This window comes from Streptomyces sp. SPB162 (genome assembly GCF_029504575.1).
Taxonomy (GTDB): Bacteria; Actinomycetota; Actinomycetes; order Streptomycetales; family Streptomycetaceae; genus Actinacidiphila.
The window spans coordinates 3,291,387-3,315,625 of the sequence record NZ_JAQFII010000001.1 but is presented as its reverse complement, the minus strand read 5'-3'; the positions used below and the strand labels follow the sequence as shown (position 1 = coordinate 3,315,625).

23 protein-coding genes and 2 pseudogenes are annotated in these 24,239 nt (G+C 71.8%); 11 read left to right on the top strand and 14 right to left on the bottom strand.

All coding sequences use genetic code 11. The annotated features are described in order from the left end of the window. Positions 1–23 precede the first annotated feature (23 nt). Together M2266_RS15030 and M2266_RS15025 are read left to right on the top strand one after the other, a co-directional pair. A pseudogene (locus tag M2266_RS15030) lies at positions 24–477 on the top strand (DoxX family protein). Then, entirely contained in the window at positions 474–929 is a 456-nt protein-coding gene (locus M2266_RS15025) for a Zn-ribbon domain-containing OB-fold protein (RefSeq protein ID WP_277438660.1), read from the top strand. Before M2266_RS15030 ends, M2266_RS15025 begins: the two are co-directional and overlap by 4 nt. Here the strand turns inward: M2266_RS15025 and M2266_RS15020 are convergent. The 3 genes from M2266_RS15020 to M2266_RS15010 form a co-directional block, all read right to left on the bottom strand. Beyond that, positions 908–1,810 carry a trypsin-like serine protease gene (locus M2266_RS15020; RefSeq protein ID WP_277438659.1) on the bottom strand — a complete coding sequence of 301 codons (903 nt, stop codon included), beginning with the start codon at positions 1,808–1,810 and terminating at the stop codon, positions 908–910. The genes M2266_RS15025 and M2266_RS15020 overlap by 22 nt on opposite strands. A 282-nt stretch (positions 1,811–2,092) precedes the next feature. Then, entirely contained in the window at positions 2,093–3,259 is a 1,167-nt protein-coding gene (locus M2266_RS15015; RefSeq protein ID WP_277438658.1) for an acetyl-CoA acetyltransferase, read from the bottom strand. Positions 3,260–3,327: 68 nt separating this feature from the next. Next, entirely contained in the window at positions 3,328–3,630 is a 303-nt protein-coding gene (locus tag M2266_RS15010; RefSeq protein ID WP_277438657.1) for a hypothetical protein, read from the bottom strand. A 106-nt stretch (positions 3,631–3,736) separates the two neighbouring features. Here M2266_RS15010 and M2266_RS15005 point away from each other — a divergent pair, with 106 nt between their 5' ends. From M2266_RS15005 to M2266_RS14995, 3 genes are all read left to right on the top strand, one after another. Then, on the top strand, positions 3,737–5,017 hold the full coding sequence (locus M2266_RS15005; protein WP_277438656.1) for an acyl-CoA dehydrogenase family protein: 1,281 nt from the start codon (positions 3,737–3,739) through the stop codon (positions 5,015–5,017). Next, entirely contained in the window at positions 5,014–5,505 is a 492-nt protein-coding gene (locus M2266_RS15000; protein ID WP_277438655.1) for a nitroreductase family deazaflavin-dependent oxidoreductase, read from the top strand. Before M2266_RS15005 ends, M2266_RS15000 begins: the two co-directional genes overlap by 4 nt. 90 nt (positions 5,506–5,595) lie before the next feature. Next, positions 5,596–5,760, top strand: coding sequence for a hypothetical protein (locus M2266_RS14995; RefSeq protein WP_277438654.1), 165 nt, complete (start codon positions 5,596–5,598; stop codon positions 5,758–5,760). A gap of 11 nt (positions 5,761–5,771) precedes the next feature. Here the strand turns inward: M2266_RS14995 and M2266_RS14990 are convergent, their stop codons facing one another. Continuing rightward, positions 5,772–6,419 carry a TetR family transcriptional regulator gene (locus M2266_RS14990; protein WP_269269672.1) on the bottom strand — a complete coding sequence of 216 codons (648 nt, stop codon included), beginning with the start codon at positions 6,417–6,419 and terminating at the stop codon, positions 5,772–5,774. A gap of 723 nt (positions 6,420–7,142) precedes the next feature. On the opposite strand from M2266_RS14990, the gene M2266_RS14985 reads away from it, so the two are divergent. Further along, positions 7,143–9,614 (top strand): PQQ-binding-like beta-propeller repeat protein, encoded by a 2,472-nt coding sequence (locus M2266_RS14985; protein ID WP_277438653.1) that lies wholly within the window; start codon positions 7,143–7,145, stop codon positions 9,612–9,614. 203 nt (positions 9,615–9,817) lie between these two features. On the opposite strand, the gene M2266_RS14980 is transcribed toward M2266_RS14985, so the two are convergent. Together M2266_RS14980 and M2266_RS14975 are read right to left on the bottom strand one after the other, a co-directional pair. Continuing rightward, the gene (locus M2266_RS14980) at positions 9,818–10,492 is read right to left on the bottom strand and encodes a hypothetical protein (RefSeq protein ID WP_277438652.1); all 675 of its coding nucleotides are present in this window, start codon (positions 10,490–10,492) and stop codon (positions 9,818–9,820) included. A gap of 434 nt (positions 10,493–10,926) precedes the next feature. Beyond that, positions 10,927–11,115, bottom strand: a complete 189-nt coding sequence (locus M2266_RS14975; protein ID WP_277438651.1) for a hypothetical protein — start codon at positions 11,113–11,115, stop codon at positions 10,927–10,929. Positions 11,116–11,137: 22 nt separating this feature from the next. Here M2266_RS14975 and M2266_RS14970 point away from each other — a divergent pair, with 22 nt between their 5' ends. Further along, positions 11,138–11,314 (top strand): hypothetical protein, encoded by a 177-nt coding sequence (locus tag M2266_RS14970; RefSeq protein WP_277438650.1) that lies wholly within the window; start codon positions 11,138–11,140, stop codon positions 11,312–11,314. Positions 11,315–11,333: 19 nt separating this feature from the next. On the opposite strand, the gene M2266_RS14965 is transcribed toward M2266_RS14970, so the two are convergent. The 3 genes from M2266_RS14965 to M2266_RS14955 are packed head-to-tail and all read right to left on the bottom strand — an operon-like array spanning position 11,334 to position 13,758. Continuing rightward, positions 11,334–12,107 carry an enoyl-CoA hydratase/isomerase family protein gene (locus M2266_RS14965; RefSeq protein WP_277438649.1) on the bottom strand — a complete coding sequence of 258 codons (774 nt, stop codon included), beginning with the start codon at positions 12,105–12,107 and terminating at the stop codon, positions 11,334–11,336. Further along, complete coding sequence (locus M2266_RS14960; RefSeq protein WP_277438648.1) at positions 12,104–12,586, bottom strand: OB-fold domain-containing protein; 483 nt, start codon at positions 12,584–12,586, stop codon at positions 12,104–12,106. The genes M2266_RS14965 and M2266_RS14960 overlap by 4 nt, the downstream gene beginning before the upstream one ends. Positions 12,587–12,606: 20 nt before the next feature. Next, positions 12,607–13,758, bottom strand: a complete 1,152-nt coding sequence (locus M2266_RS14955) for a lipid-transfer protein (RefSeq protein ID WP_277438647.1) — start codon at positions 13,756–13,758, stop codon at positions 12,607–12,609. Positions 13,759–13,872: 114 nt separating this feature from the next. Here M2266_RS14955 and M2266_RS14950 point away from each other — a divergent pair, with 114 nt between their 5' ends. Next, on the top strand, positions 13,873–15,438 hold the full coding sequence (locus M2266_RS14950) for a FadD3 family acyl-CoA ligase (protein ID WP_277438646.1): 1,566 nt from the start codon (positions 13,873–13,875) through the stop codon (positions 15,436–15,438). An 870-nt stretch (positions 15,439–16,308) separates the two neighbouring features. On the opposite strand, the gene M2266_RS14945 is transcribed toward M2266_RS14950, so the two are convergent. Both M2266_RS14945 and M2266_RS14940 read right to left on the bottom strand, forming a co-directional pair. Next, the gene (locus tag M2266_RS14945) at positions 16,309–16,512 is read right to left on the bottom strand and encodes a DUF397 domain-containing protein (RefSeq protein ID WP_277438645.1); all 204 of its coding nucleotides are present in this window, start codon (positions 16,510–16,512) and stop codon (positions 16,309–16,311) included. Positions 16,513–16,523: 11 nt separating this feature from the next. Beyond that, entirely contained in the window at positions 16,524–17,375 is an 852-nt protein-coding gene (locus tag M2266_RS14940; protein WP_277438644.1) for a helix-turn-helix transcriptional regulator, read from the bottom strand. 291 nt (positions 17,376–17,666) lie between these two features. Between M2266_RS14940 and M2266_RS14935 the strand changes: the two genes are divergently transcribed. Then, positions 17,667–18,116 carry an ATP-binding protein gene (locus M2266_RS14935; protein ID WP_277438643.1) on the top strand — a complete coding sequence of 150 codons (450 nt, stop codon included), beginning with the start codon at positions 17,667–17,669 and terminating at the stop codon, positions 18,114–18,116. A 4-nt stretch (positions 18,117–18,120) separates the two neighbouring features. Here the strand turns inward: M2266_RS14935 and M2266_RS14930 are convergent, their stop codons facing one another. Continuing rightward, positions 18,121–18,738, bottom strand: coding sequence for a TIGR03086 family metal-binding protein (locus M2266_RS14930; protein WP_277438642.1), 618 nt, complete (start codon positions 18,736–18,738; stop codon positions 18,121–18,123). Between the two features lie 185 nt (positions 18,739–18,923). Between M2266_RS14930 and M2266_RS14925 the strand changes: the two are divergent. Beyond that, positions 18,924–19,228, top strand: a pseudogene (locus tag M2266_RS14925) (DUF6247 family protein). 528 nt (positions 19,229–19,756) lie between these two features. Here M2266_RS14925 and M2266_RS14920 read toward each other — a convergent pair. Beyond that, entirely contained in the window at positions 19,757–19,924 is a 168-nt protein-coding gene (locus tag M2266_RS14920) for a hypothetical protein (protein ID WP_277438641.1), read from the bottom strand. Positions 19,925–20,076: 152 nt separating this feature from the next. Further along, positions 20,077–23,007, bottom strand: coding sequence for a BTAD domain-containing putative transcriptional regulator (locus tag M2266_RS14915; RefSeq protein WP_277438640.1), 2,931 nt, complete (start codon positions 23,005–23,007; stop codon positions 20,077–20,079). 532 nt (positions 23,008–23,539) lie between these two features. On the opposite strand from M2266_RS14915, the gene M2266_RS14910 reads away from it, so the two are divergent. Continuing rightward, a complete protein-coding gene (locus M2266_RS14910; protein WP_277438639.1) occupies positions 23,540–24,172 on the top strand; it encodes an AMP-binding protein in 633 nt (210 codons plus the stop codon). Positions 24,173–24,239: the final 67 nt, after the last annotated feature.

The window sequence follows — 24,239 nt, the reverse complement described above, 5'->3', positions numbered from 1 at the left end:
GTCAGATAAAGAGGAGGCCCGCGATGCAGACGATCTGGCTCACCGGAGCCGAATGGCTCGCCGTGCTGCGCATAGGCCTCGGTCTGTGGTGGCTGGAGAGCTGGCGGCACAAGGACAAGAAGGGCTGGTTCGAGCGCGGGACGGGCATCGCCTGGGCCAAGAGCATCGCGGACGAGCACCGCTGGGGCTTCGTGCGGGGCGGCTTCACCACCGTCGTCGCGCCGCGGCCCAAGCTGATGGCGTACGTCGTCGTCTATGCCGAGCTGGCGCTCGGGCTGGGGCTGACGGTCGGCCTGCTGACACCGGTGGCGCTCGTCGGCGGGGCTGCTCCTCAACCTGCTCTACCTCGTCCTGATGATCCACGACTGGGCTGAGCAGGGTCAGAACACGATGATGGCGCTGATATCGCTCGTCGCGCTCTTCGCCATGAGCTGGCAGGCATGGTCGCTCGACAACCTGTGTGGGCTGTTCCTGTGACGGCGCAGCGCTTCGACCTCCCCGACATCGACGCCTTCACCCGGCCGTACTGGGAGGCCGCCGCCGACGGACGCCTGCTGATCCGGCGCTGCGCCGCCTGCGGGGCCGCGCACCACTATCCGCGCGAGTTCTGCCCGTCCTGCTGGAGCGAGGACGTCGCCTGGGAGCGGGCGAGCGGGCGCGCCACGCTCTACACCTGGTCGGTCGTCCACCTCAACGACCTGCCGCCGTTCGGCACCCGGGTGCCGTACGTCGCCGCGGTGGTCGACCTCGCGGAGGGCCCGCGCATGATGACGGAGGTCGTCGGCTGCGAGCCGTCCGACCTGCGGATCGGCCAGGAGCTGCACGTACGCTTCCGCACGGACGAAGCCGATCCCCGGGCCCCGGCCGTCGCCGTCTTCGCTCCGGCGAGGCCCGTCGACTCCGTCGATCAGCCACCCGCCGTGCCGTAGAGCGCGAAGAGGGCGTCCTCGAAGAGCGGGCTGTACGAGACGCTGTCGTCCGGGCCGCCGCCGTCCAGGCCGCCCACCAGGCCGATGACCTTCCCGGTTCTCGTCTTCGGGTCGAAGTCCAGCAGCCACGGGCTGCCGGACGTCCCGTCGTAGTAGCCGCCGCAGTCCATCTGCAGCTGCCGCATGCCGGACAGCCGGGAGGTGGCCGTCGTGCAGCTGATCGCCCGGCCCGTCGGGTCGAAGGCCTCGCCGGGGTAGCCGATGACGGTGACCTTGTTGGTCCAGCCGGGCGTCCGCGCCAGGACGTTGGCGCCGGTGACGTCCTCGATGCCTTTGCCCTGGTCGTTCCTCTTCACCCGCGCGAAGGCGAAGTCGTAGTCGGACCCGGTGCCGAAATCGTCCCACCGCGGGTCGGTGAAGACCTGGTCGACGGCCCAGGTCCCGTACGGCTGCGTCTTCGCGCCCTTGACGTAGTCGGGGACGAAGACGACGTCCGTGCCCGCCTCGCAGTGCGCGGCGGTCAGCACGAGGCTGCGGGAAGGGCTGTGGACCACGCTCGCCGAGCAGAAGTGGGCCTCGGCCGAGTCGTCGACGGAGAAGAGCACGCCGACGGTCGGGACGCCGCTGATGTGCCGGGCGGCGCCGGCCGGGGCGATGGTGGTGCTGACGTTCGCGTTGGGGGTGGGCAGCTCCTCCGGCCCGAACGGAGCGGTCTGCGGCATGGCGTTCGCCATCCGCTCCGGGGTCCAGAACCGGGCCGCTGCCTGGTTCGTCCAACTCTCCCGGCCGTCCGGCGGCGAGCCGGCGGCCCACGGCATCCACAGCGCGGCGGCGGCCAGCACGAGCGTGCAGGCCAGGGGCAGGGCGAACCGCTTGACCACGCGATACCCCTCTCCGGGCGGCCCGTAGATCCACTGACCGGCCCAGCGTACCCACGCACCCGGCGAGCGGTCTTCAGCGATCTCTGCTCCCTTGCCGTGAAGCCCCCCGCGAACCCCCCTCCCCCCGCGAACCCCCCTCCCCCCGCGAACCCCCCTCCCCCCGCGAACCCCCTCCCCCCGCGAACCCCGCTCCCCGGCCGCGAAACGCCCCGCGAACCCCGCTCCCCGGCCGCGAAACGCCCCGCGAACCCCGGTCCCCGGCCGCGAAACCCCCGCCGCGCCCTACCCGCGTTCGAGGATCATGGTCCCCGAGGAGCAGAACCAGCCGCCGGTCCCGGAGGCGACCGCCAGGCGCGGCAGCCGCCCGCCGGACGTGCGCACCTGCCGGTCGCCCGCCTCGCCGCGCAGCTGCCGGACGGCCTCGATGAGCAGGAACAGGCCGCGCATCCCCGGGTGGCAGGCGGACAGGCCGCCGCCGTCGGTGTTGACGGGCAGTTCGCCGTCGATCGTGAGCCGCCCCTTCTCGACGAACGCGCCGCCTTCGCCCTTGGCGCAGAAACCGAGGTCCTCCAGCGTCACCAGCGTCATGTACGTGAAGGCGTCGTAGATCTCGGCGAGGTCGATGTCGGCGGGGGTCACGCCGGCGCGCTCGAAGGCGATCCGGCCCGAGACGGCCGCCGGAGAGACCGTGAAGTCCGCCCACTCGGACATCGTGGTGTGCGAGACGGCGGTCCCCGAGCCGAGGATCCAGACGGGGGCTTTGGCGGTGTCCGCCACGTACTCCTCGGCGGCGAGCAGCACCGCGCCGCCGCCGTCGGAGCGGATGCAGCAGTGCAGCTTGGTGAACGGGTCGGCGATCATCGGCCCGGACAGCACCTCGTCGACGGTGATCGGGGTGCGGTACATCGCGTCGGGGTTGCGGCCGGCGTTGGCGCGGGCCTGTACGGCGACCTCGGCGAGCTGCTTTAGCGTCGTGCCGTACTCGTGCATGTGGCGGCGCGCGGCCATCGCGTACTTGGAGACGAGGGTATGGCCGTACGGGACCTCGAACTGCAGCGGCCCGCGGGCGCCGAAGGAGAGGTTGGCGGTGCGCCGTTTCGCCTTGATGTCGGCGCGTGCGGTCGAGCCGTAGACGAGCAGCACGGCGTTGGCGTGTCCTGCGGCTATCGCCTCGGCGGCGTGCGCGGCCATGACCTCCCAGGTCGAGCCGCCCACGGCGGTTGAATCCACCCAGGTAGGGCGGAGACCGAGGTATTCGGCGACCTCGACGGGCGCGAGGATCCCGAGTCCGGCGGAGGCGAGCCCGTCGACGACCGACCGGTCGAGCCCGGAGTCGGCCAGTGCCCGGCGGGCGGCCTGGGCGTGCAGGGCGTACGGGGTGGCGTCGTCGACCCGTCCGCAGTCGGACAGCGCGACGCCGACGACGGCGACCTTGCGAGCAGCAGGCATAAATCTGACGGTACATCAGATGTGAAGCCACGGAACAGGGGATGTGGCCAGGGTGCGGGAGGGGAAAGTCAGCGCCTCCTGCGCAGCCGGGTGGCCGCTGACGACACCTGGGTCAGTGCGACGAGCGCGAGGAGGGCGTACAGCATCCGCTGGAAGCCCGAGATGTCGCTCGTCCAGAACTGGGCGCTGATCCACAGGACGAGCAGCACGGCCCAGATCCCGGCATAGACCTTGAGCTGCGTCGTCGACGTGTCGGGGCCGGGGGAGAGGAAGCGCAGCGTGGCGCTGCGCGGGGGCTGCGGCTCCGGGCGCGCGCCCCTGCCGTCCGAGCGGGGGTCGTGGCCGGGTTCCCGGCCGGGGTTCTGGCTCATGCCGGACATCATGCCCGGCCGGGAATGGCTGCTCCCCGGCCCTGTGCATCTGGACTCGCGCTCCCTAAGATGACGGACCGTCAGATCAGCTGTGAGGAGCCCGCCGATGGATGCCGCGTTCACCGAGGAGCAGGACGAGATCCGGCGCACCCTGCGAGAGGTACTGCGGAAACGCTGCGGACCGGACGAGGTCAAGGCGGCCGTCGGCACCACCGCGGGATACGACGAAGCCCTGTGGCGCCAACTCGCCGAGCAGCTCGGCCTGCCCGGGCTCGGGCTGCCGACGGAGTACGGGGGCGCCGGCTGCGGGCCGACCGAGCTGGTGCTGGCCTGCGAGGAGGCGGGCCGCACACTGCTGCCGTCCCCCCTGCTCAGCACCGCGGTGCTGGCCGCCCCGCTCATCGCCGACCTCGGCACCGAGCGGCAGCGCGCCGACCTGCTGCCCGGGATCGCCGCCGGCACCGTCACGGTGGCGCTCGCGCTGCCGGGCGGGCTCGGCACGGCACTGGGCCTGACGGGGCCGAACGACGGCAACTGGGCCGGCGGCGGCCGCGCCGGCGGCATCCAGGCCCGTCAGGAGCCGGGCGGGGCGGGCTGGCGGCTCTACGGGCAGGCCGATCAGGTGCTCGACGGGCACAGCGCCGGCCTGCTGCTCGTAGCCGCCCACGCGGGCGGCTACGCGGCCGCCCGCACCCGGCTCTTCCTCGTCGAGGCAGGCTCGACCGGCGTCGTACGCACCCGCCTCACCGCGCTCGACGAGACCCGGCCCGAGGCCCGGATCGAGCTGCGCGACGTCCTCGCCGTGCCGCTCGGCGGCGACGAGGCGGCCGACCCGGGGCCCGCGCTGGCCCGGGCAGGTGAACTCGCCGCCGCCGCGCTCGCGGCGGAGGCGGTCGGCGCCGCGGACCAGGCACTCGCCTCCACCGTGGAATACGTGCAGGTCAGGGAGCAGTTCGGACGCCCCGTCGGCTCCTTCCAAGCTGTCAAGCACCGGCTCGCCGACCTCTACGTCCAGGTGCAGGCGGCACGCTCCGCCGCCTATTACGCCGCATGGGCGGCCGCCGCCTCCGAGGACGAGCTGCCCGTCGCAGGACCGCTGGCGCTCGCGCAGGCGCTGGAGGCGCTGCGCTCCGTCGCCGGCGAGGCGATCCAGCTGCACGGCGGCGTCGGCTTCACGTGGGAGCACCACGCGCACCTGTACTTCAAGCGCGCCGCGTCCGACGAGCTGCTCTTCGGCCCGGTCCATCTGCTGCGCGCCCGGGCCGCGGACCGGGCGGGGCTCTTCGGTCCGGCGGTCCCGTCGAGTCCCGCACCCGCACCCGCACCCGCACCCGTGCAGATCGCGTCGACATCCGCCGCGTCGGCCACCGCCGGGAGCGTGGCATGAAGAAGTCGCTGATGGAGCGTTCGAAGCCGCTCGTCCAGAAGGTGTCGTCCACGCGCGGCTTCGCGAAGGTCGCGCCGTACGTCGTCCCGGCCATGGACAAGGTCGTGCACCGGCTGACGAAGGGGAAGGTGCTGCTCAGCGCCCAGATGCTGCCCGGCGTCGTCCTGACGGCGACGGGCGCGAAGAGCGGGCAGCCACGCCGTACACCGTTGGCGTGCATGCCCGAGGACGGCGGCACGTTCATCCTCATCGGAAGCAACTTCGGGCGGACCGACCACCCCGCGTGGACCGGCAATCTGATGCGGCACCCGGACGCGGAGATCAACTGGAAGGGGAAGGACCTGCTCGTCGTCGCGCGGCTCCTCGAGGGCCCCGAGCGCGAGGCGGCCTGGACGGCGGTCCTGAAGTTCTGGCCGCCCTACGCGTCCTACGCGGCGCGCGTGGAGCGGCAGATACGGCTCTTCCGCCTCGTACCGCGCGGCGAGTAGCCCACGCACGAAAACGCGGGCGCCGTACCGGCTACCTCCCCCGAGGACCGGACGGCGCCCGCGTTGGGCGTGACGTGGCAGGACGGACAGATGGAACTGACGGAAGCGACGGAACTGACGGAACTGACGGAACTGACGGAACTGACGGAACTGACGGAACTGATGGAACCGATGGAGCAGGTGCAACGGGTGCAACAGGTGGAACAGACGGGAAAGGTGGGAAAGGCGAAAGGGCCTGTGCCAAGGGCCACTTGAGGCCCGGCGAGCTACTTGGCGGGCTTCTTCCCGGTGACGCCGAGATGCACCAGCAGCGCGAGGTTCGGCTTCAACTCGGCCTGTTTGACGCCCCAGCTGGTGAACCCCTTCTGGTGCGAGGCGACGGCGGCCAGCATGGCGACCAGCGAACCCGCCATCGCGGCCGGGCTGACCTCCTTGTCGACCTTGTTCTTGCTCTGCAGATCCTTGATGGAATCCGTGAGCGAGTTGGTGACGGCGTTGAGGATCTTCATGCGGATCTTGTAGAACCGCTTGTCCCCTTCCGCCGCTCCGAGGTCGACGACGCGCAGAATCGCATCGTTCTTCCGCCAGAAGGAGAGGAAGCCGTCGACCAGTTCCTCCGCCGCCAGGGCGCCGGACTTGCCGATCCAGGAGCGTCCCGCGACCAGGTCGGTGAGGCTCGCTCCTTCCTTGGCCATTTCCTCGGCGAGTTCGAGGACCGCGCCCTCGACGTCGGGGAAGTACTGGTAGAACGTTGCGGGGGAGGTGCCCGCCATCCGGGCCACGTCAATGACCTTGACGTCCCGGTACGGCGACGTGCTGAGCATCTCGCCGAGGCAGTCGAGCAGCTTCTGCCGCGTCGCCTGTCCTCGACGACCGGCAACACGGCCGTCGACGGTGCGAACTTGTCCTGTCATGCCGTCAGTTTACCGGCGGGTGATCAGCGCGCGATTCGGCCTCCTGCAAATGGGGGCGACCGGTTTCCGCAGGTGCGCGGGCGCGCTCCTGACCGTGTTGGAAGGGATACGCAGCGCGTTTGTCCGCCCGTTTTCTGTTGGCTTTCCCCTCGTATTCCGCCGGATAACTGGCCGTCAGACCTATTCGCGGCTTCGTGGCCGACGTCGTCCGGCCCCGGGCGGGGGTAGCGGGCCGCCGAGACCGCGCAGGACCGGCTCCTGTCCGCCATTCGAGCGAATCATCTTATCAACAGCCTGTGGATAACTTCTGTGGGTAAAGATTCCCGGCGCCTGGAACCGGCTATTTGCCCTGTTAAGCCGTGAAGCGCCTCATTAGGTGTCATGGGCGCCACGACGCCACCCCGCGACACGCCGTCCGGACTTCCTTCCGCGTTCGATCGAGGTCGCTCGGCAGCAGCCCGGAATCGGCTCCGCCGGAGACCGGGCGGCGCCCCGCCCGACGCGGCCCGAGCCGGGGTTTCGCCTGGTTCCGGCCCGGTTCGGGTCCCGCCGCGAGCCGCTTCCCGCTCCGGTCAGCCGTCCGCTCACTCTCGACGGAACCCGGGGTCCGTACCGACAGAATCGACGAATCTCGTGTCGTTACGCCCCCGGGTTCGCAACTGGACCCTTCGCCAGGAAGAATCAGCTTCCATATGGGGAACACCCCACGGGGAGGGACGGGCAGTGGTGGAGCAGCTGACGCAGCACGACCCGCGACGGATCGGCCCTTTCGAGGTGCTGGCCCGGCTCGGTGCCGGCGGCATGGGGCTGGTCTATCTCGCAAGGTCGGCCTCGGGCCGCCGGGTCGCGATCAAGACGGTGCGCGCCGAGCTCGCCGAGGACCAGCTCTTCCGGGTCCGCTTCAGCCGTGAGGTCGAGGCGGCCCGCGCGGTCAGCGGTTTCTACACGGCCGCCGTCGTGGACGCGGACGCGCGCGCCGCCGTGCCGTGGCTGGCCACCGCCTATGTTCCGGCTCCTTCCCTCGAAGAGATCATCAACGAGGCCGGGCCGATGCCCGCCCAGGCCGTCCGCTGGCTCGCCGCCGGCGTCGCCGAGGCGCTGCAGTCGATTCACGGCGCGGGTCTCGTACACCGCGACATGAAGCCGTCCAACGTCCTGGTCGTCGAGGACGGGCCCCGGGTGATCGACTTCGGTATCGCCAGCGGGGTGTCCAACACCCGGCTGACCATGACGAACGTCGCCGTCGGCACCCCCGCGTACATGTCGCCCGAGCAGGCCCGCGACTCGCGCAGCGTGCGCGGCGCCAGCGACATCTTCTCCCTCGGCTCGACGCTGGTGTTCGCCGCGACGGGGCACGCACCCTTCCACGGCGCGAACCCCGTCGAGACGGTCTTCATGCTGCTCCGCGAAGGCCCGGACCTGGCGGGTCTGCCCAGCGAGCTGCGGCCGCTCATCGAGTCCTGCATGCGGATGGAGGCCGATCAGCGGCCCACGCCCGCCGAGCTCCAGGCGCAGCTCGCCCCGCACCTCTTCTCCACCGGCAGCGACGACACCGGTACGGCGTCCGCGTGGCTGCCGCCGGGCGCGGTCGCGCTGATAGAACAGCGGCGCAGCGGCCGCCCGGCCGTCGCCGTCAACGCCAGGACCTCACCACCCCCGCCGCCATCCGCCCCGCCCCGCACCCCCGACCCGGTCGGGCACGGCCGGCACGGCGCGGCCGGTGGCCGGCAGGGTGGCGCCGGTGGTGCGGGTGGGCTGAACGGTCCTGACGGATTCAACGGTCCGGGCAGTCCGAACAGGCCCGTCGGCCCCGGCCGTCCCGACGCGCCCGTCGGCGGCCGCGGTGGCGCCGTGGCCGAGCCGCCCGCGCACGGTCCCGTCCGACTGGCCGGCTCCGCCCCGATAGGGCCGGGCCTGCGCGTCGCCGACGCCGACCACAGGGCGCAGCCGCCGAACGGCGCCCCCGGCACGGACTGGGTGCGGCGCGGTGGCTCGCACCGGGCCAACGGGCCCGGCGCGCTTCCCGCGCAGCAGCCCTCGCCGCCGACCCCGGCGGGGGAGTGGCGGCCCTGGCGCTTCCGCATGTCCAACGACGTATGGGGTACGCCCGTCGTCTCCGACGGCCGCCTCTACGTCACCTCCTTCGAGGTGCACGCGCTCGACATCGCCAGCGGGCGGCGGCAGTTCAAGACCCGCGACGTCGCCTGGACGATGGCGGTCGCCGACGGCCGGATCCACGCCTCCGACGGACCCAGCCTCTACGCCCTCGACACGGTCGACGGCGGCGACCTCTGGCGCACCGGCGTCGAGGGGTGGATCTACTCGTTGCGCGCCGAGCACGGCACGGTCGTCACCGGCACGCGCGGCGGCGGCGTCCAGGCCTGGGACGCCGACCGCGGCCTGCTGCGCTGGGAGCGCGGTGGCGCGCAGACCGAGTTCGAGTCCCCCGAGTCCGGGCCCTCGATCGCGGCGGGCACGGTGTACTTCCAGGGAGGCGGCCGCCTCTACGCCATCGACGCCGGGTCCGGCGCCGAGCGCTGGTCGTACCCGGTCGGCGCGTCCGGCGTCCCGGGCGCCACCGGCAGCGTCCCGACGAGGCCGGTCGTGGCCGACGGCGTCGTCTACGTGACCGCCGGCACGCGCGTGCTCGCCCTCGACGCCAGGTCGGGGTCGGAGCGCTGGCGCTTCGACGCCCCCGCCGTCATGTTCGGCCCGCCGGCCCACGTGCCGGGCGCGAGCGCCGCGGGTGGCGGCGTCTACATCGCCGACCACCTCGGCACCGTCTACGCCCTCGACTCGCACAACGGCCGCGACCGCTGGCGCGTCGCCACGGAGCCCCGGCAGTCCCTCGAGCCGGTGCTCGTCGCCGGCGGCGACGTCCTGCTGGGCGCGGGCAGCGCGCTCTACACGCTCGACGCGGTCACGGGCAATCCGAAGTGGCGGTTCGCCGCCCAGGGCGAGATCGTCGGGTCGCCGGTCGTCGCGGACGGACGCGTCCACTTCGGTTCGAAGGACCACTGCCTCTACACGGTGGACGCCGGCGGCGGCCAGCTGCGCTGGAAGCTCGAGACGGGCGGCGAGATCACGGGGTCGCCGGTGGCGGCGGACGGGGTCGTGTACGCGTGCAGCAAGGACCGCTGCGTCTACGCGCTGGACGCGGTGAAGGGCACGGGGGCCGCGGCGCGGCGGCCCTAGGCCGTGTCTGGTGCTCCGGCCGGAAGGGTTTGCCTGATTCGCGGCGTCCGGTGCGGTGCGTCGCACGGCGGAGGATCGTCCTCGTACCGGGCGTACTCGGACGACTCCGACAACGCAGCGAAGTGCCGTGCCGGACGCCGCGAACCGGTGAACCTTTCCGGCCAGAGCACTAGCGTCCGACGGGGACGGCTACTGCGGGACCGCTACTGCGGGCGTTCGTGCACCGTGGGACGTACGGTCGGGGGCTCGGGCGGGTTCCACACCGGGCCGGTGACGGTCTCGGCCCGGGGCCAGGTCGCGGTGTCGTCCGTGGGGGGCCGGTGCGGGGCGGGGTCGTTCACGGTGGGCTGGTACGGAGCGGTGTCATCCACGGTGGGGTGGCGCAGGGTGGGGTCGTCCTCGACGTGGTCCACGGCGGGGTGGTCCACGGGGTCGACCGCGTGCGGCGGCGTGTGGCCCAAGGTGCGGCGGTGGCGGCGGCCCGACATGATGGCGGCTCCGATCAGGAGCAGGGCGCCGCCGCCGAGGGCGTTGGCCACGCCGATGCCGAGGCCGTTGCCGCCCGCGGTGAGGTAGCCGGCGGAGAGCCCCTGGCGCACCATCCACAGGATGGTGAAGCCGAGGACGATGACGCCCGCGCAGGCGACGAGCAGCCGGGAGCGCAGCAGGACCCCGAGCAGGGTGATCACGGCGGCGAAGAGCATGGGGAGGAACAGGGAACCCAGGACGGCGGCCCGGTCGGGCGTGATCCCGTCGAAGAGGTCCTCTATGCGGATCTCCGAGCCGTGGCGGCCTGCGTACCAGGCCCGGAAGGGGCTCCAGACGGCGGCTGCCGCTCCGAAGAGGGCGATCAGGGACCCGAAGACGTTGCGGAACATCGTGCGTCGTCCAATCTCGGCGCCCCCGTGCGATCCGGCCCCCCACGCGACTCACGCTATGCCGGGCGGCGCGAGCCCGCCACGCGGACGGACTCGCCTAGGAATGTCCGTTCCACTGGACGTCCGCTCGCGGGGGTGCGCGGGACCAGGCTGCTAACCTGACGCGCTCCTGCCAACGACTGGGGATCGTCAACCATGCACCTCCGCCACCTGCGACTTGTCGCGGTACTCGCCGTCGTCGTTCTCGCTCTCACGGGGTTCAGCTCGAGCAAGAGCAAGAGCAAGAGTCACGGCAAGGGGGGCGGTTGCAGCAGCAGCCACAGCAGCAGCGGCTCGTCGAGCTCGAACTCGAACTCGGGATCGTCATCCTCCGGTTCCACTTCCGGTTCCGGTTCGACTTCTGATTCCAGCTCCGGTTCCAGTTCCGGCTACAGCTACAGCCCCCGGCCGCGGTCCACCACGACGTACCGCCGGAGCACCAGCTCGCCGAGCTCGTCCAGCTCTTCCGGCTCGACGTCGCAGCCCACCGCGATCGACCAGGTGACCGTCGTGCGCTGCCAGAGCTCCGGCCCGGAGGCGTCCCGGCCCACGTCACAACTGCGGATCGACAACAGCCGGGGCACCAGGTCGTACTACTTCACCGCCGTGGTGCGCCTGAACAACGTCCAGGGCGAGCGCATCGGCACCTCCAAACTCTCCCGCACCCTGGTGAAGGCCCGCTCGACGAAGACGGTCGAGGTCACCGGGGACCTGGACGCCGCCGTCCAGGTCGGTGAGTGGACCGACTGCGTCGTCGCGAGTGCCAACCGCAGCGCCGGCTGAAACCCCCGGCCGACAGCGGTCAACGCACCCTGAACTCCCCGCGACGTGACGTGAACAGCCCCGCCTGATGTTCCGGCGGCAGGTTCCCGAGCGCGATCAGGTGCGGGGCCTGCGCCAGCGCGTGCGCACGGGCCGCCTCACGGGCGGACCAGACGGCGCGGACCGTGCCCTGGACCGCCTCCGTCGGGTAGGAGGCGATGACGGCGGCGGCGCGCACGGCCGCGTCGAGCAGCTCGTCCGCCGGGACAACCTCCGACACGAGGCCGGTCTCATACGCCCGTCGCGCGCCCATCCGCTCCGCCGTGCCCATCAGCGACATCCGCATCACCTCGCCGTAGGGCATGCGCTGCGCCATGAGGACGGACTCGTAGGCGCTGACCATGCCGTACGTCGTGTGCGGGTCGAAGAAGGTGGCGTGCTCGGCGGCGATCACGAACTCGGCCTCGCCCAGGAGGTAGAAGGCGCCTCCGCAGGCCATGCCGTTGACGGCCGCGACGACCGGCTTCCACAGGTCGTTGGATTTCGGGCCGAGGCGCAGCAGCGGATCGTCGATGGAGTACGGCGACGGCGGTTGCGGGACGTCGACGGAACGGTCGATTCCGGTGCAGAACGCCTTGTCGCCGGCGCCGGTCAGGACGATGGCGCGGACGTCGTCGCTCAGCCGGAACTCCCGCCACAGGGACGTTAGTTCGGCGACGGTGCCCAGGTCGATCGCGTTGTGGCGCCGCGGGCGGTCCAGGGTGACGACGGCGACTCCGTCCTTCGACGTACAGGTGACACCCGTGGCACTCATGGCCGCTCCAGCAGCCAGCGCGGCACGGTGACGCCGTCCGCCATCGCGTGGAAGACGACCTTCACCCCGGCGCCGATGCGCAGTCTCGACGGGTCGACAGAGTCGAGTGCGGCGTCGGCCGACGTGACGAGGTTGCCGACGAGGCGGATCCGCGGGGCGTCCAGCAGCTCCACGACGACGGCGTTGTACGGGGCCTGTTCCGCATAGGCGGGCAGCAGGGGCGGGTGCGGGAAGACGTACGACCAGATGCGGCCGCGGCCGCTCATCCGCCGCCACTCGCTGTCGAAGGACTGGCAGTGCGGGCAGCAGGGGCGGGGCGGGAAGCGCAGGACGCCGCAGGCGGCGCACGCCTGGACGCGCAGCTCCCCGCGGCGGGCGTACTGCCAGAAGGGTGCGCCGTCGTCGTCGACCACGGGCAGCAGCAATCCGTCGTCGGCGGGCGGTGCGGACGGTGCGGGCTTCACGGGCGTGGCGGTCATGGCGGTCAGCTCCTCGGATCTCAGCTTCTCAGCAGCAGCGCGGATGTCGGTACGCCCTCGCCCGCCGTGACCAGGCAGGTCGCGGCGTCGGGGACCTGGGCGGTGGAGTCGCCGCGCAGTTGCTTGACGCCCTCGTTGATGAGGTTGAAGCCGTGGACGTACGCCTCGCTGAGGCCCCCGCCGCCGGTGTTAATGGGCAGCCGGCCGCCGATCTCCAGGGCGCCGCCCTCGGTGTACGCGGCGCCCTCGCCGCGTCCACAGAAGCCGTACCCCTCCAGGGAGAGCGGGATGAGCGGGGTGAACGCGTCGTAGATCTGGGCGACGTCGACGTCCTCGGGGGTGAGGTCGGAGTTCTTCCACAGATGGCGCGCGGTGGCCCAGGACGGGCCGGTCAGCGGGTCGTCGTTCCAGTAGTTGACCATCCCGTGGTGCTGCGCGGGCAGCCCCTGGGCGGCGGAGTGCACGTAGACGGGCTTTCGGCGGCAGTCGCGGGCGCGCTCGGCGCTGACGATGACGCAGGCCAGCGCGCCGTCGGTCTCCAGGCAGTTGTCGAAGAGGCAGAGCGGTTCACTGATCCAGCGGGACGTCATGTACATCTCGCGGGTCAGCGGGCGCTCGTACATCATCGCGGCGGGGTTCTGGTTGGCGCGGTTGCGGCAGGCGAGGGCGACGTTGAACAGGTGGTCGCGCGTCGCGCCGAACTCGTGCATGTAGCGGCGGGCGAGCATCCCGATCTCGTCGGCGGGGCGCAGCAGCCCGAAGGGGCGCGTCCACTGGCCGGGGGTGGGGAGCTGGACCGCGGTGTTGGTCCAGGGGCGCTTGCCGCTGCCGCGCTTGCGCGACCGCCAGGCCACGCCGACGGTCGCCTGACCGGTGGCGACGGCCGCCGCGAGGTGCGCCACGGTCGCGCAGGAGCCGCCGCCGCCGTACCCGACCTTGGAGAAGAAGGTGACGTCCCCGGCGCCGATGGACTTCGCCACCTCGACCTCGTCGGTCTCCTCCATCGTGTAGGAGGCGAAGCCGTCGACCTCGGCGGGCGTGATGCCGGCGTCGTCGAGCGCGGCGATGATCGCGCGGCAGGCGAGGGTGCGTTCGGACTCCACAAGGTTCTTGGCGAACGGGGTCTGGCCTATTCCCACGATCGCTGTCGCGTCCTTCAGGGCAGCGCTCACGGACACCTCCCGGCATGGTCACCACTGCTGACAGCCAGTCAGGGTACCGCTAATCTGACGGGTAGTCAGGTAGTGGGCGGTCTTGGCCGCAGGTCCGTGACGGAGGGGAGCATCATGCGCGGTGACCTGGACTGGGGCAGCATCCCAGGGCTGGTGCGGGCGGCGGTACGGCAGCACGGGGACCGCGAGGCCGTCGTCGACGGCCGGACCCGCGTCAGCTACGCGGAGCTGGGCGAACGCGTCGAACGGGCCGCCGCCGCCACGATCGCGGCCGGCGTCGAGGCGGGCGACCGGGTCGCCGTCTGGGCGCCCAACACGCTCGACTGGATCGTCGCGGCACTCGGCGCCGTGTCCGCGGGCGGCGTCCTCGTCCCGCTCAACACGCGCTTCAAGGGCGCCGAGGCGGCCTACGTCCTGCGGCGCACCCGCGCCAGACTGCTCTTCATCACCGGCACCTTCCTCGGCACGTCCTACGTCGCCTCGCTGCGCCGCGCCGACGCGGAACTGCCGCACCTGCGCGATGTCGTCGTGCTCTCCGACACCGCTCCCGAGGGGTACCGGACGTGGCGGGACTTCCTGGCGGCCGGCGAGACGGTCTCCCGCGAGGCGGTACGCCGCCGGGCGGACTCGCTGCGCCCCGACGACCCTTCGGACATCACGTTCACCTCGGGCACCACGGGCCACCCCAAGGGCGCCGTCATCACCCACGCCCAGACGCTGCGCGTCTACGGCGTCTGGAGCGAGCTGGCAGGACTGACCGAGGGCGACCGCTACCTGATCGTCAACCCGTTCTTCCACACGTTCGGCTACAAGGCGGGCATCATCGCCTGCCTCATGCGCGGCGCCACCATGGTGCCGCAGTCGGTCTTCGACGTCGACACCGCGCTCGCCAACATCGCCGCCGAACGCATCAGCGTCCTCCCCGGCCCGCCCACCCTCCACCAGTCCATCCTCGACCACCCGGCCCGCGCCAAACACGACCTGAGCGCGCTGCGCCTCGTCGTCACCGGCGCCGCCGTCGTCCCCCTCGAACTCGTCGAACGGCTGCGCTCCGAGCTGAAGATCGCCACCGTCCTGACGGCGTACGGCCTCACCGAGGCCGGCGGCACGGTCACGATGTGCCGCCGGGGCGACCCGGCGGAAGTCATCGCCTCCACCTCGGGCCGCGCCATCCCGGACACCGAGGTGCGCGTCCTGTCCGCGGGCCCCGGCGAACCGGGCGAGGTCCTGGTCCGCGGTTACCACGTCATGCGCGGCTACTTCGAGGACCCCGACGAGACGGACCGCGCCATCGACCCCGACGGCTGGCTGCACACCGGCGACGTCGGCGTCATGGACGCCGACGGGAACCTGCGCATCACCGACCGCATCAAGGACATGTTCATCGTCGGCGGCTTCAACGCGTACCCCGCCGAGATAGAACAGGCCCTGCGCCGGCACCCCGACGTCACCGACGCCGCCGTCATCGGCATCCCGGACCCCCGCCTCGGCGAAGTGGGCAAGGCCTACATCATCCGCCGCCCCGACTCCACCCTCGCCGCCGACGACCTGATCGCCTGGTCCCGCCGCGAAATGGCCAACTACAAGGTCCCGAGGGAGGTTCACTTCCTGCACGAACTCCCGAGGAACGCGAGCGGCAAGGTGGTGAAGGCGGAGCTACGGGGGGCGTCGGGGCGGTAGCGGCGGGGGTCGGGGGCGGGGGTCAGAGCAGTGTGGAGGGTGGGGTCAGAGCAGTGGGGAGGGTGCGTCTGCGGCGCTGCGCGCCTTGGCCGCGCGGAGGGGGGCGGCCCCGGCAGTGGGGGCGGTCCGCTGCGCGGCCCGGCTGGGTGTGTGCGGATGGTCGGTGGCTGGGTCAGAGCAGTGCGCAGGGTTCTTCTGCGGCGCTGCGCGCCTTGACCGCGCGGAGGGGAGGCGCCCGGCGCGGTGCGCCTGCCAGTGGGGGCGGTCCGCTGCGCGGCCCGGGTGGGGGTGTGCGGGTGGTCGGTGGCTGGGTCCGGGCGGTGCGCAGGGTTTTTCTGCGGCGCTGCGCGCCTTGACCGCGCGGAGGGGAGGCGCCCGGCGCGGTGCGCCTGCCAGTGGGGGCGGTCCGCTGCGCGGCCCGGGTGGGTGGAGGGATCGCGGTCCGCTGCGCTTCCCAGGGTGGGGGTGGGTTGTTGCCGGGGGGTGCTGCGCGGGTGGGGTGCTTCGGGGCGGGGTGGTGCTCGGTCTGCTCTTCTTGCCGGAAGGTGGGGTAGTTGTGGCGGGTGTTATCCGGTGGGACTGGTGAGGTGGGTTTTCGGGGGATGTGGATCACTAAGGACGGTTAAAAGTCCGCTGGGGGAAGCTCTGGGCACATGAGCCGGCCGCAAGCGGCGAAGAACCGCATACGGCAGGCGCTGTACCACCGGGCCCGGCCGCCCGTCCCGGGGAGCGCAGCGGACCGGATTCCCTCCGCCTTGCCGGGCCGCGCAGCGGGCCGCTCCCACTGGCAGGCGCGCAGCGCCGGGGCCGCCCCCTCCGCGCGGTCAAGGCGCGCAGCGCCGCAGACGCACCCTCCGCACCGCTCTGACCTCAGCCCGCGAAGTGGTCGTATCGCCCGGCCTTGACGTCGTCAACGAAGGATGCGAGCAGCGCGGGTGTGGTGGTGAGGACGACGCCGGGGGCGTCGCTTTCCCGGAGACGGACGGTTCGGCCTATCTTCGCCAGCTCGACGCAGTTGTTGCCGTCACCCCCTGCCGAGAACGACGACTTCTGCCAGTGGGTGATGGGGGGCACGTCCCTGCCTTTCAAAGGTCTTGCGCGATGCGATGGATCAACTCGCGGGACTCCTCCGGATGGAGCGCTGAGGCTTCGACCTTGGCGAGGACCGCCCGGTGCTTCCGGAGTTGGGACTCTGTATCCAGGAACATGCTGTGGTGCGCGCCATCGAGGACCACGGTGTCCAGTTGTGGCACCCGGCCGCCGGCGTACAGCATCGAATAGCCCGCGCCGGCAAAGCCCTCCGCGCTGAAGGGGATGACGTGCACGGTCACTCGCTGCCGTTCCGAGAGGCTGAGGAGGTGGTTCAGCTGCTCATGAGCGGTCTTGCGAGTGCCAACCATGATGCGTAGCGCGGCCTCATGGATGATCGCGGTGAACTCCGGCGGCTGGTCCTTGTCGAAGAGCAGCCGCCTCCGCAACCGATGCTCCACCCGGGCATCGATGTCTTGGCTCGGGAGATCTGGTTTGACGTATGTGAAGACGGCCCTGGCGTAGTCCTCGGTCTGCATCATCCCGGGGACGTGCACGATGTCGAGAGTTCGCAGGAACGAGGCCCGGTAATCGAGTTCGGCCAGGTCCTGGAATCCGGGAGGGAGTACGCCCCGGTAGTCGTCCCACCAGCCCTTCCCGCGTTCGCCGGCCATCCCCACCAGTGCATCGACCAGCGCTGGATCGTCGCACTCGTAGAAGCCTGCGAGGCGGCGGAGCCGCTCTTCGCTGATGCCCGAGCTCCCCGATTCGATCTGGCTGATCTGGATGGGGTTCACGGCCAGCATCGCTCCCGCTTCGCGGGCCGTCATACCGGCTTGCTCGCGGAGCTTGCGCAGCTCAGCGCCGAGTCGCTGTTGGCGTGCCGTGGGGTTGTTCTTCGTCGGCATGAGCCCTCCCTGCGCCCGGAGTTGATCGAATCTGCCGCGTCAGCATGGCACGGCCCTTCTCGTTCGCGGCAATTTCCAGCCTTAAGGTTGCGATGCCTTAGCCTTTCGCCCTACGGTGAGTGTTGTTTCTCTCACACAGAGTGCGGGCGGCGCCTGCCGCCCACGCCACCATTTTGCGCTGCCCGCAAGGCGGAAGTGCACCTTCTGTGAACGGCCGATCGCAGAGGGCGTTGCCACCGTCCCGCTGGGGCGCGGTTTATCAACCCTCAACGCTACCCAGGGAGATCACCCATGGGCACCATCACGTGCGCGCCCGTGTGGCCGCCGAGCGGCCGCAGCGGCCCCCACTCCTACACGATGTTCAGCCCACCGCTGGACACGTCACCGAAGATCGCCCGCGATTTCGTCGCGAGCGTGCTGTGGTCGCTGGATCTCGCACACGTCCTCGATGTGGCGCGGCTCTGTGTGAGCGAGCTGGTCACCAACTCGCTGTTGCACGCGCCGTGCGGCGGATCCTTGCTGTGGCTCGACGTCCGGACCGTCTGCGTCCGGATGCACGTGTACGACGCCTCCCCGGCTGCGCCGGTGCCGCGTCGCGGCGTCCGTGCGTCCGCCGAGCACGGGCGGGGGCTCGTCCTCGTCGACGCCTTGGCCGATCGGTGGGGAACGGAGCCGGGTGGGCCAGTGGGGTTCGGCGGGGTGGGCGGGAAGGGGGTGTGGTGTGAGATCCGGACGCGGTAGCGGCTCAGGCCTGGCGGGCCGGGGTTCGGCCCATGCGGTGCAGCAGGCGGTTCCGGCGGGAGGCATCGGGGGCGGGGGTGGTGTCCGGGGCCGCGAAGAAGCGGTGGGTCGTGTCCGGGGCGGTGGGGGTCTCGGGCAGGCCGGCGTAGATCTCCTCCAGGTGGTCGTCGATCCAGGCGACCAGGCCGGGGTCCAGGGTCTCGTCGGCGCCGGTGGCCCGGGCGAGGTCCCAGGTGTGGATGGTGCTGTCCGTGGTCCGCACCGCGAGGGCCTGCGCTCCGGTCACCCGGCCCAGCGGGTAGTCGAGGACTTGCCGCAGCGCGCACGGCCGGGAGAAGGCGGCGGCGCATTCCTGGACGGACCGGGTGTACGCGTCTATCGGGTCGGTGCCGAGTGCGTCGGCGTCCCGGAGCCGCAGGAAGTCGGCGGCGGTGCCGCCGTGCAGCAGCCGCATATAGCTGAGGTTGCCCCGCGTCATGTGGTTGGTCAGGAGGTGCACGTCCCACCCCGTGCACGGGGTGGGCCACGCCCACTGCTCGGGCCGCACGTCCCGCAGCACCCGCTCGAACCCGGCCCCGGCCAGGACGAACCGTTCGACGAGACCCTCGAAAGTGTTCACCATGCGAACCACCCTGCCCGCTCCACGCGGTCCGAGCCGGCGGTCATCGGACGCGGTACCTACTCGTATGCGTCCGTATCGGTAGCGTGGATCGTGGAAACCGCTCCTACCGGACGTATGCGATGACCGAGCAGCCCGTCGGCCCGTCGGCCCGTCGGCCCGTCGGCCCGTACGGGCCGCTGATCGCAATGCCGGAGCTAACGCCCGACGCCTTCGGGCTGCGGTTGCCAAGATCGCACCCAGTAGGATCCCCGCACTGGTTCAGCACCTCTTCGCGGCTACTACGAACGCGCAGGCCACCGGCAGTCTTGCGCCGTTGCGAGCCTTCGTCCATTCGTGGGCCGTGTTCGTCGCCATCGAGCGCCATCCGGAACGTGCTGCCCGCCTTCACGCGCTGGAACGAATCGTGGACGAGGGAGAGGAAGATCCGACTGAGGCGATTGCTGAGATCCGGTCCATCCGCGAGGCGGCGGAGACGGAAGCCGGCCTGTGAACGGCTGGTCCTGGAGTTGGGAACCGGGCGAAACGTACGTTGCCCAGGGGCTGCCGCCCGGCGTGGTCGCCGAGGTCGAGCGATTGCTCACCCGCGCTACCCCACGAAAGAGAGACCGGCCACGGCGCCCCCTCCACGCCATGGTCGGTCTCTCGTGTTCCCCCTGCGTGCGGTCCCGTTCCTCCCGCTGAGTCCCCCCGGACCCTGGATTCGTGCCGGGTCCCCCCGGACCCGTTCTGCTGGGGTCCCCCCGGACCCGTTCTGCGGTTGGGCTCCCCCGAGCCCCGTGCGCTCCTGGGTTCCCCCGAACCCCTGAGCTTTCCCCCGTGTGGTCCCCCCCGGACCATGGGCTCCCCCGAGCCCGTTCGCTCCTGGGTTCCCCCGAACCCCTGAGCCTTCCCCCGTGTGGTCCCCCCCGGGACCATGGGCTCCCCCGAGCCCGTTCGCTCCTGGGCTCCCCCGAGCCCCTGAACGTCTTTCCCCCGTGCTCCCCCGTGCTCCCCCGTGCTTACCGAGCGGCTCGGCCGGTCAGTTGGCGGGCTCGGAGTCGTTGTGCCAGTTGTCCGGCTTGGTCTCGGTGCCACCGTCGCCGCCGAGGAGGACGTCCGGGATCGGCTCCGTCGTGCTGTCGTTGTGCCAGTTGTCCGGCTTGACGATGGGGCCGTCGTTCTTTGGCTTCGGGATCTCGGTGGTCATATGGACTCCCCAGGTTTTGTGGTTCCGGTGGTGAACCCGCCCGGTGGCGACCCCCGTGCGCCACCGGGCGGGTGGCTCGTGCGCTGAATGGAATCCTGGCATCCCGCGATAATCAACAGATATACGAGCACGTTGCTCGCGGTGACCTGCGATTATATGGCGACGGCGGAAGCCGGCCTGTCGTCGATGAGGCTGCGGACCTCGTCCGCCTCGGGGGAATCGAGGGCGGTGAAGATGCCGAGGGCGTCGTGCCAGCAGGCGCGGGCGCGGATGCTCTGGCCGAAGCCGGCGAGGGCCCGGCCCAGGACGGTCAGGGCGTTGGCCGTGCGCCATTCGCCGCCCACCTCGCGCAGAATGACGAGCGCCTGCTCGGCGTGGGACGCGGACTGGCGCCACTGGCCGCCCGCCAGGTGGACCTTGGCGAGTCGGAAGAGCGTCATGCCCTCCCAGAAGCGCTGCCGCGCCTCGCGGAAGATGCCCAGGGCCTCGGTCAGGCAGGCGGTCGCCTCGTCGAGGCGCTCGGTCGCGGTGAGGGCGATGCCCATGGCGTACAGGCCGTTGCCGAGTCGGAAGCCGGCGCCCAGGCCGCGGTAGATCGCGACGACCTGCTCGGTCGCGGAGATCGCGGCGTCCGCGTCGCCCAGCTCCAGCTGGGCCCGGGAGAGGTTGCTGAGCGCGGCGGCCTCGCCGTGCCGGTTGCCGTCCTCGCGGAACGCCTCCAGCGCGTTGCTGTGGTATTCGGCGCACTCGTGGAAGCGGTGGCCCTGCAGGGCGATTCCGCCGCGCAGGTTGAGGGCGTAGCTGCGGGTCAGCGGGTCCCCGGCGGCGACGCCCACCACGAAGGAGCGCTGCGCCTCCATGTCGGCGGTCACGAACTGACCCGACAGGCGGTGGAGTTGGCCGAGCAGGACGCGGGCCCTGCCCTCGACCAGGTGCTCGGCGCATTCGCCGGCCGTCCGGACCAGCGCCTGCACGCTCTGCTCGTACTGGCGCGCGTAGATGCCCGACTCCATGAGGTCCTGCGCGGCCCACAACAGGTCGACCGCGCGGCGCATCGGGCCCTCGCAGCCGCCGCCCGCGGCCTGCTGGACGGCGGCGAGCAGGCCCTGGGCCTCGGAGAACAGCCATTCCAGGGCTTCTTCGCGGCTACCGAAGGCCAGGCCGGACCGCTCGGTCGGGGCGAGGTGGTCCAGGACGCGGTCGCCGGGGTTCTCCAGCTCGTAGGCGCACGCGGCGGAGGAGAGGTAGAAGTCGAGCAGCCGGGACAGGGCCAGGCAGCGGGCCTCGTCGGTCTCGTCGCGGTCGGCGCACTCGCGGGCGTACAGGCGCAGCAGGTCGTGGAAGCGGTAGCGGGCCGGGGCGGCGGACTCGATGAGGCTGATGTCGACGAGCGCTTCGAGTAGCTCCTCGGTCGAGTACGGGTCCATGTCCAGGACGGCGGCGGCCGCGTCCAGCGAGATGTCCGGGCCGTCGGCGAGCGACAACAGGCGGAAGGCGCGGGCCTGGAGCGGTTCGAGCTGGGTGTAGCCGAGTTCGAAGGTCGCCTTGACGGCCAGGTCGCCGGCGCGCAGCTCGTCCAGGCGGCGGCGCTGGTCGGCGAGCTTGCGGGCCAGCACGGCGACGGTCCAGGTGCGGCGGGCGGCCAGCCGGGAGGCGGAGATGCGGATGGCGAGGGGCAGGAAGCCGCAGGCGGCGACGACGTCGAGGGCGGACTGGCGCTCGCTGGTGACGCGTTCCTCGCCGACGATCTTGGTGAAGAGGTGCAGCGCCTCCTCCGGGCTCATCACGTCCAGGTCGACGAGGTGGGCGCCCGCGAGGTCGACCATCCGGACCCGGCTGGTGATCAGCGCGGCGCAGCCGGGCGTGCCGGGTAGCAGTGGCCGGACCTGGGCGGCGTCGTGGGCGTTGTCGAGCAGCGCCAGCACCCGGCGGCCGTCCAGGGTGGAGCGGTAGAGCGCGGCGCGGTCGGCGAGCGAGTCGGGGATCGCGCTGTCGGAATGGCCCAGCGCCCGCAGGAACGAGCCGAGGACGGCCTCGGGTTCGGCGGGCCTGGCGTCGGTGCCCTGCAGGTCGACGTAGAGCTGGCCGTCGGGGAAGGCGTCGCGGGCGGCGTGGGCGACATGGACGGCGAGGGTGGTCTTGCCGACGCCGCCGATGCCGGCCAGCGCGGAGACGGCCATGACGTTCTGCTCGGCCTCGGTGAGCTGGGCGCCGAGCTCCCGGACGAAGGCGGCACGGCCGGTGAAGTCGGAAACCGAAGCGGGGAGTTGGGCGGGCCGGACGATCTCGGCGACGTGCCCGCCGGGACCGGCCGGGGCGGCCAGGCCGGGGTCCGCCTCCAGGATCCGCTGGTGCAGCTCGCTGAGCTCGGCGCAGGGGTCGACGCCCAGCTCGTCGGCGAGCAGCCGCCTGGTGTCGGCGTAGACGCCGAGCGCCTCGGCCTGCCGTCCGCTGCGGTAGAGCGCGAGCATCAGCAGGCAGCGCAGCCGCTCGCGCAGCGGGTGCTCGGCGGAGAGCGCGGTCAGTTCGGAGACGGCCTCGGCGTGCGCGGCCAGCTCCAGGTCCAGCTCCAGGCGGGTCTCGGTGACGGTCAGCCGCCACTCCTCCAGCCGGTTGCGCTGGGCCTCCGCGTACGGGCCGGGGAGCCCGGCCAGCGGCTCGCCGTCCCACATGCCCAGCGCCGTGGCGAACAGGTCGCGGGCGCGCGCCGGGTCGCCCGCGCCGCGGGCCTTCTCGGCCTCGGCGGCGAGGCGCTCCGCGGCGGCGAAGTCCAGCCCGTCCGGCGCCACGTGCAGGGCGTAGCCACCGGATTCGGTGATGAGCGCGTCGGCGCCGAGCGCCTTGCGCAGCCGGAACGCGTACGAACGCAGCGCGGCCAGCGCGGTGGTGGGCGCCGTCTCGCCCCACAGGGCGTCGAGGAGTTCGGACGCTGTCGCGGTCCGGCCACCGCGCAGCAGCAGCGCGGCCAGCAGCGCCCGCTGCTGCGGGGAGCCGGTGACGATCGGCTGCTCGTCGCGCCAGGCCCGTACCGGACCGAGAACTGCGAACCGCAGGCCCTGGTCGGGCCCTGTCGCGCTGTCCATGCTGCCCCCTGAGGCGTGCCGGCCGATGCGGTGTCAATCGGCGCGACGCGCGTATATCTATCGTTCATCGCGTACCGGAACAGTGTCCGCATGACGGGTGGGGCCAGTCGCTCAGCCCGCCGTCCCGTGCCAGTTTGCCGTGTCGGAGGGCCGGGGTCACCCCGTGCTAGCACCCGACCCGGCGTTACGGGGAAAGTTGTGCTGAATTTGAGGTTCCGTCTGTGTCTGACCGCGGATTGTGCTGTGTGCATTTCGGTGGTGCCGGTGTGTTGTCCGGTGTGAGGGAGGTGAGAGGTCAGTCATGTGTTCACAATGCGTACCGGTGGCGGTGACGAGAAACGGATCCGGATCAGGTTCCGGGTCCGGATCCGGTTCGGGAGGCGGTTCAGGACCGGGATCGGGCTCGGGGACGAATTCCGGCCACGGATCAAAGTCCGGATCTCGCCCCCGGATCGGAACCGGCGGCCTGACGGCCGTCGACCGGCTGCCCGGGCCGTGGTTGCGGCGGAGGGCCGCGTGGGCGCCCCAGTCGGTGCCGGCGCTGCCGTTCCCCGACGGCACCTCGGCGGGGACCGCCGGGTGCACGTACTGGGAGCTGGACCGCCGGGCACGGGCGGTTGCCGCCCACCTCGGGCAACTGCTGCCGCCCGGCAGCCGGGTGCTGCTGGCCTACCCGGAAGGAGCCGATCTCGCGGGGGCGTTCTTCGGCTGCCTCTACGCGGGGATGACGGCGATCCCGCTCGTGCTGCCCGCGCCGGGCGTGACGTCGGCGGTGGGCCGCTGCGTCGAGCGCTGCGCGCCGGCGGCGGTGCTGACGGCGGGCGACGGCTGGACCGCGCTGGCGGTGGACCGCGCCCGTACGCAGGTGGTGGAGGCGGACGGCCACCTCGTCGGCGGTGAGCCGGTGTGGCGGCTGGCGGAGAGCTGGCGCCCGGTGGGTGTCCTGCGCACCGCGCCGGGCTACCAGCGCTACCTGGACGACGGCCCCGCGGGTGGGCGGCTGGAGCCGGCGATGGGTCACGGGGACCTGGCGGACGTGGTGGCGGAGCTGGCACAGGCGGTGCGGCTGGGTACGGAGGAGGAGAACGTCGGGTGGATCGCGGCGGTGCACGGGATGGAGGACGCGGTGTGGCGCATCCTGCTGCCGACGCACGTGGCGCTGTAGGAAGCACGCGCCGCGCGGGGTCACGCCGTCACCGTAGCTGACGGATCGTCAGATCAGCGCTACCGTT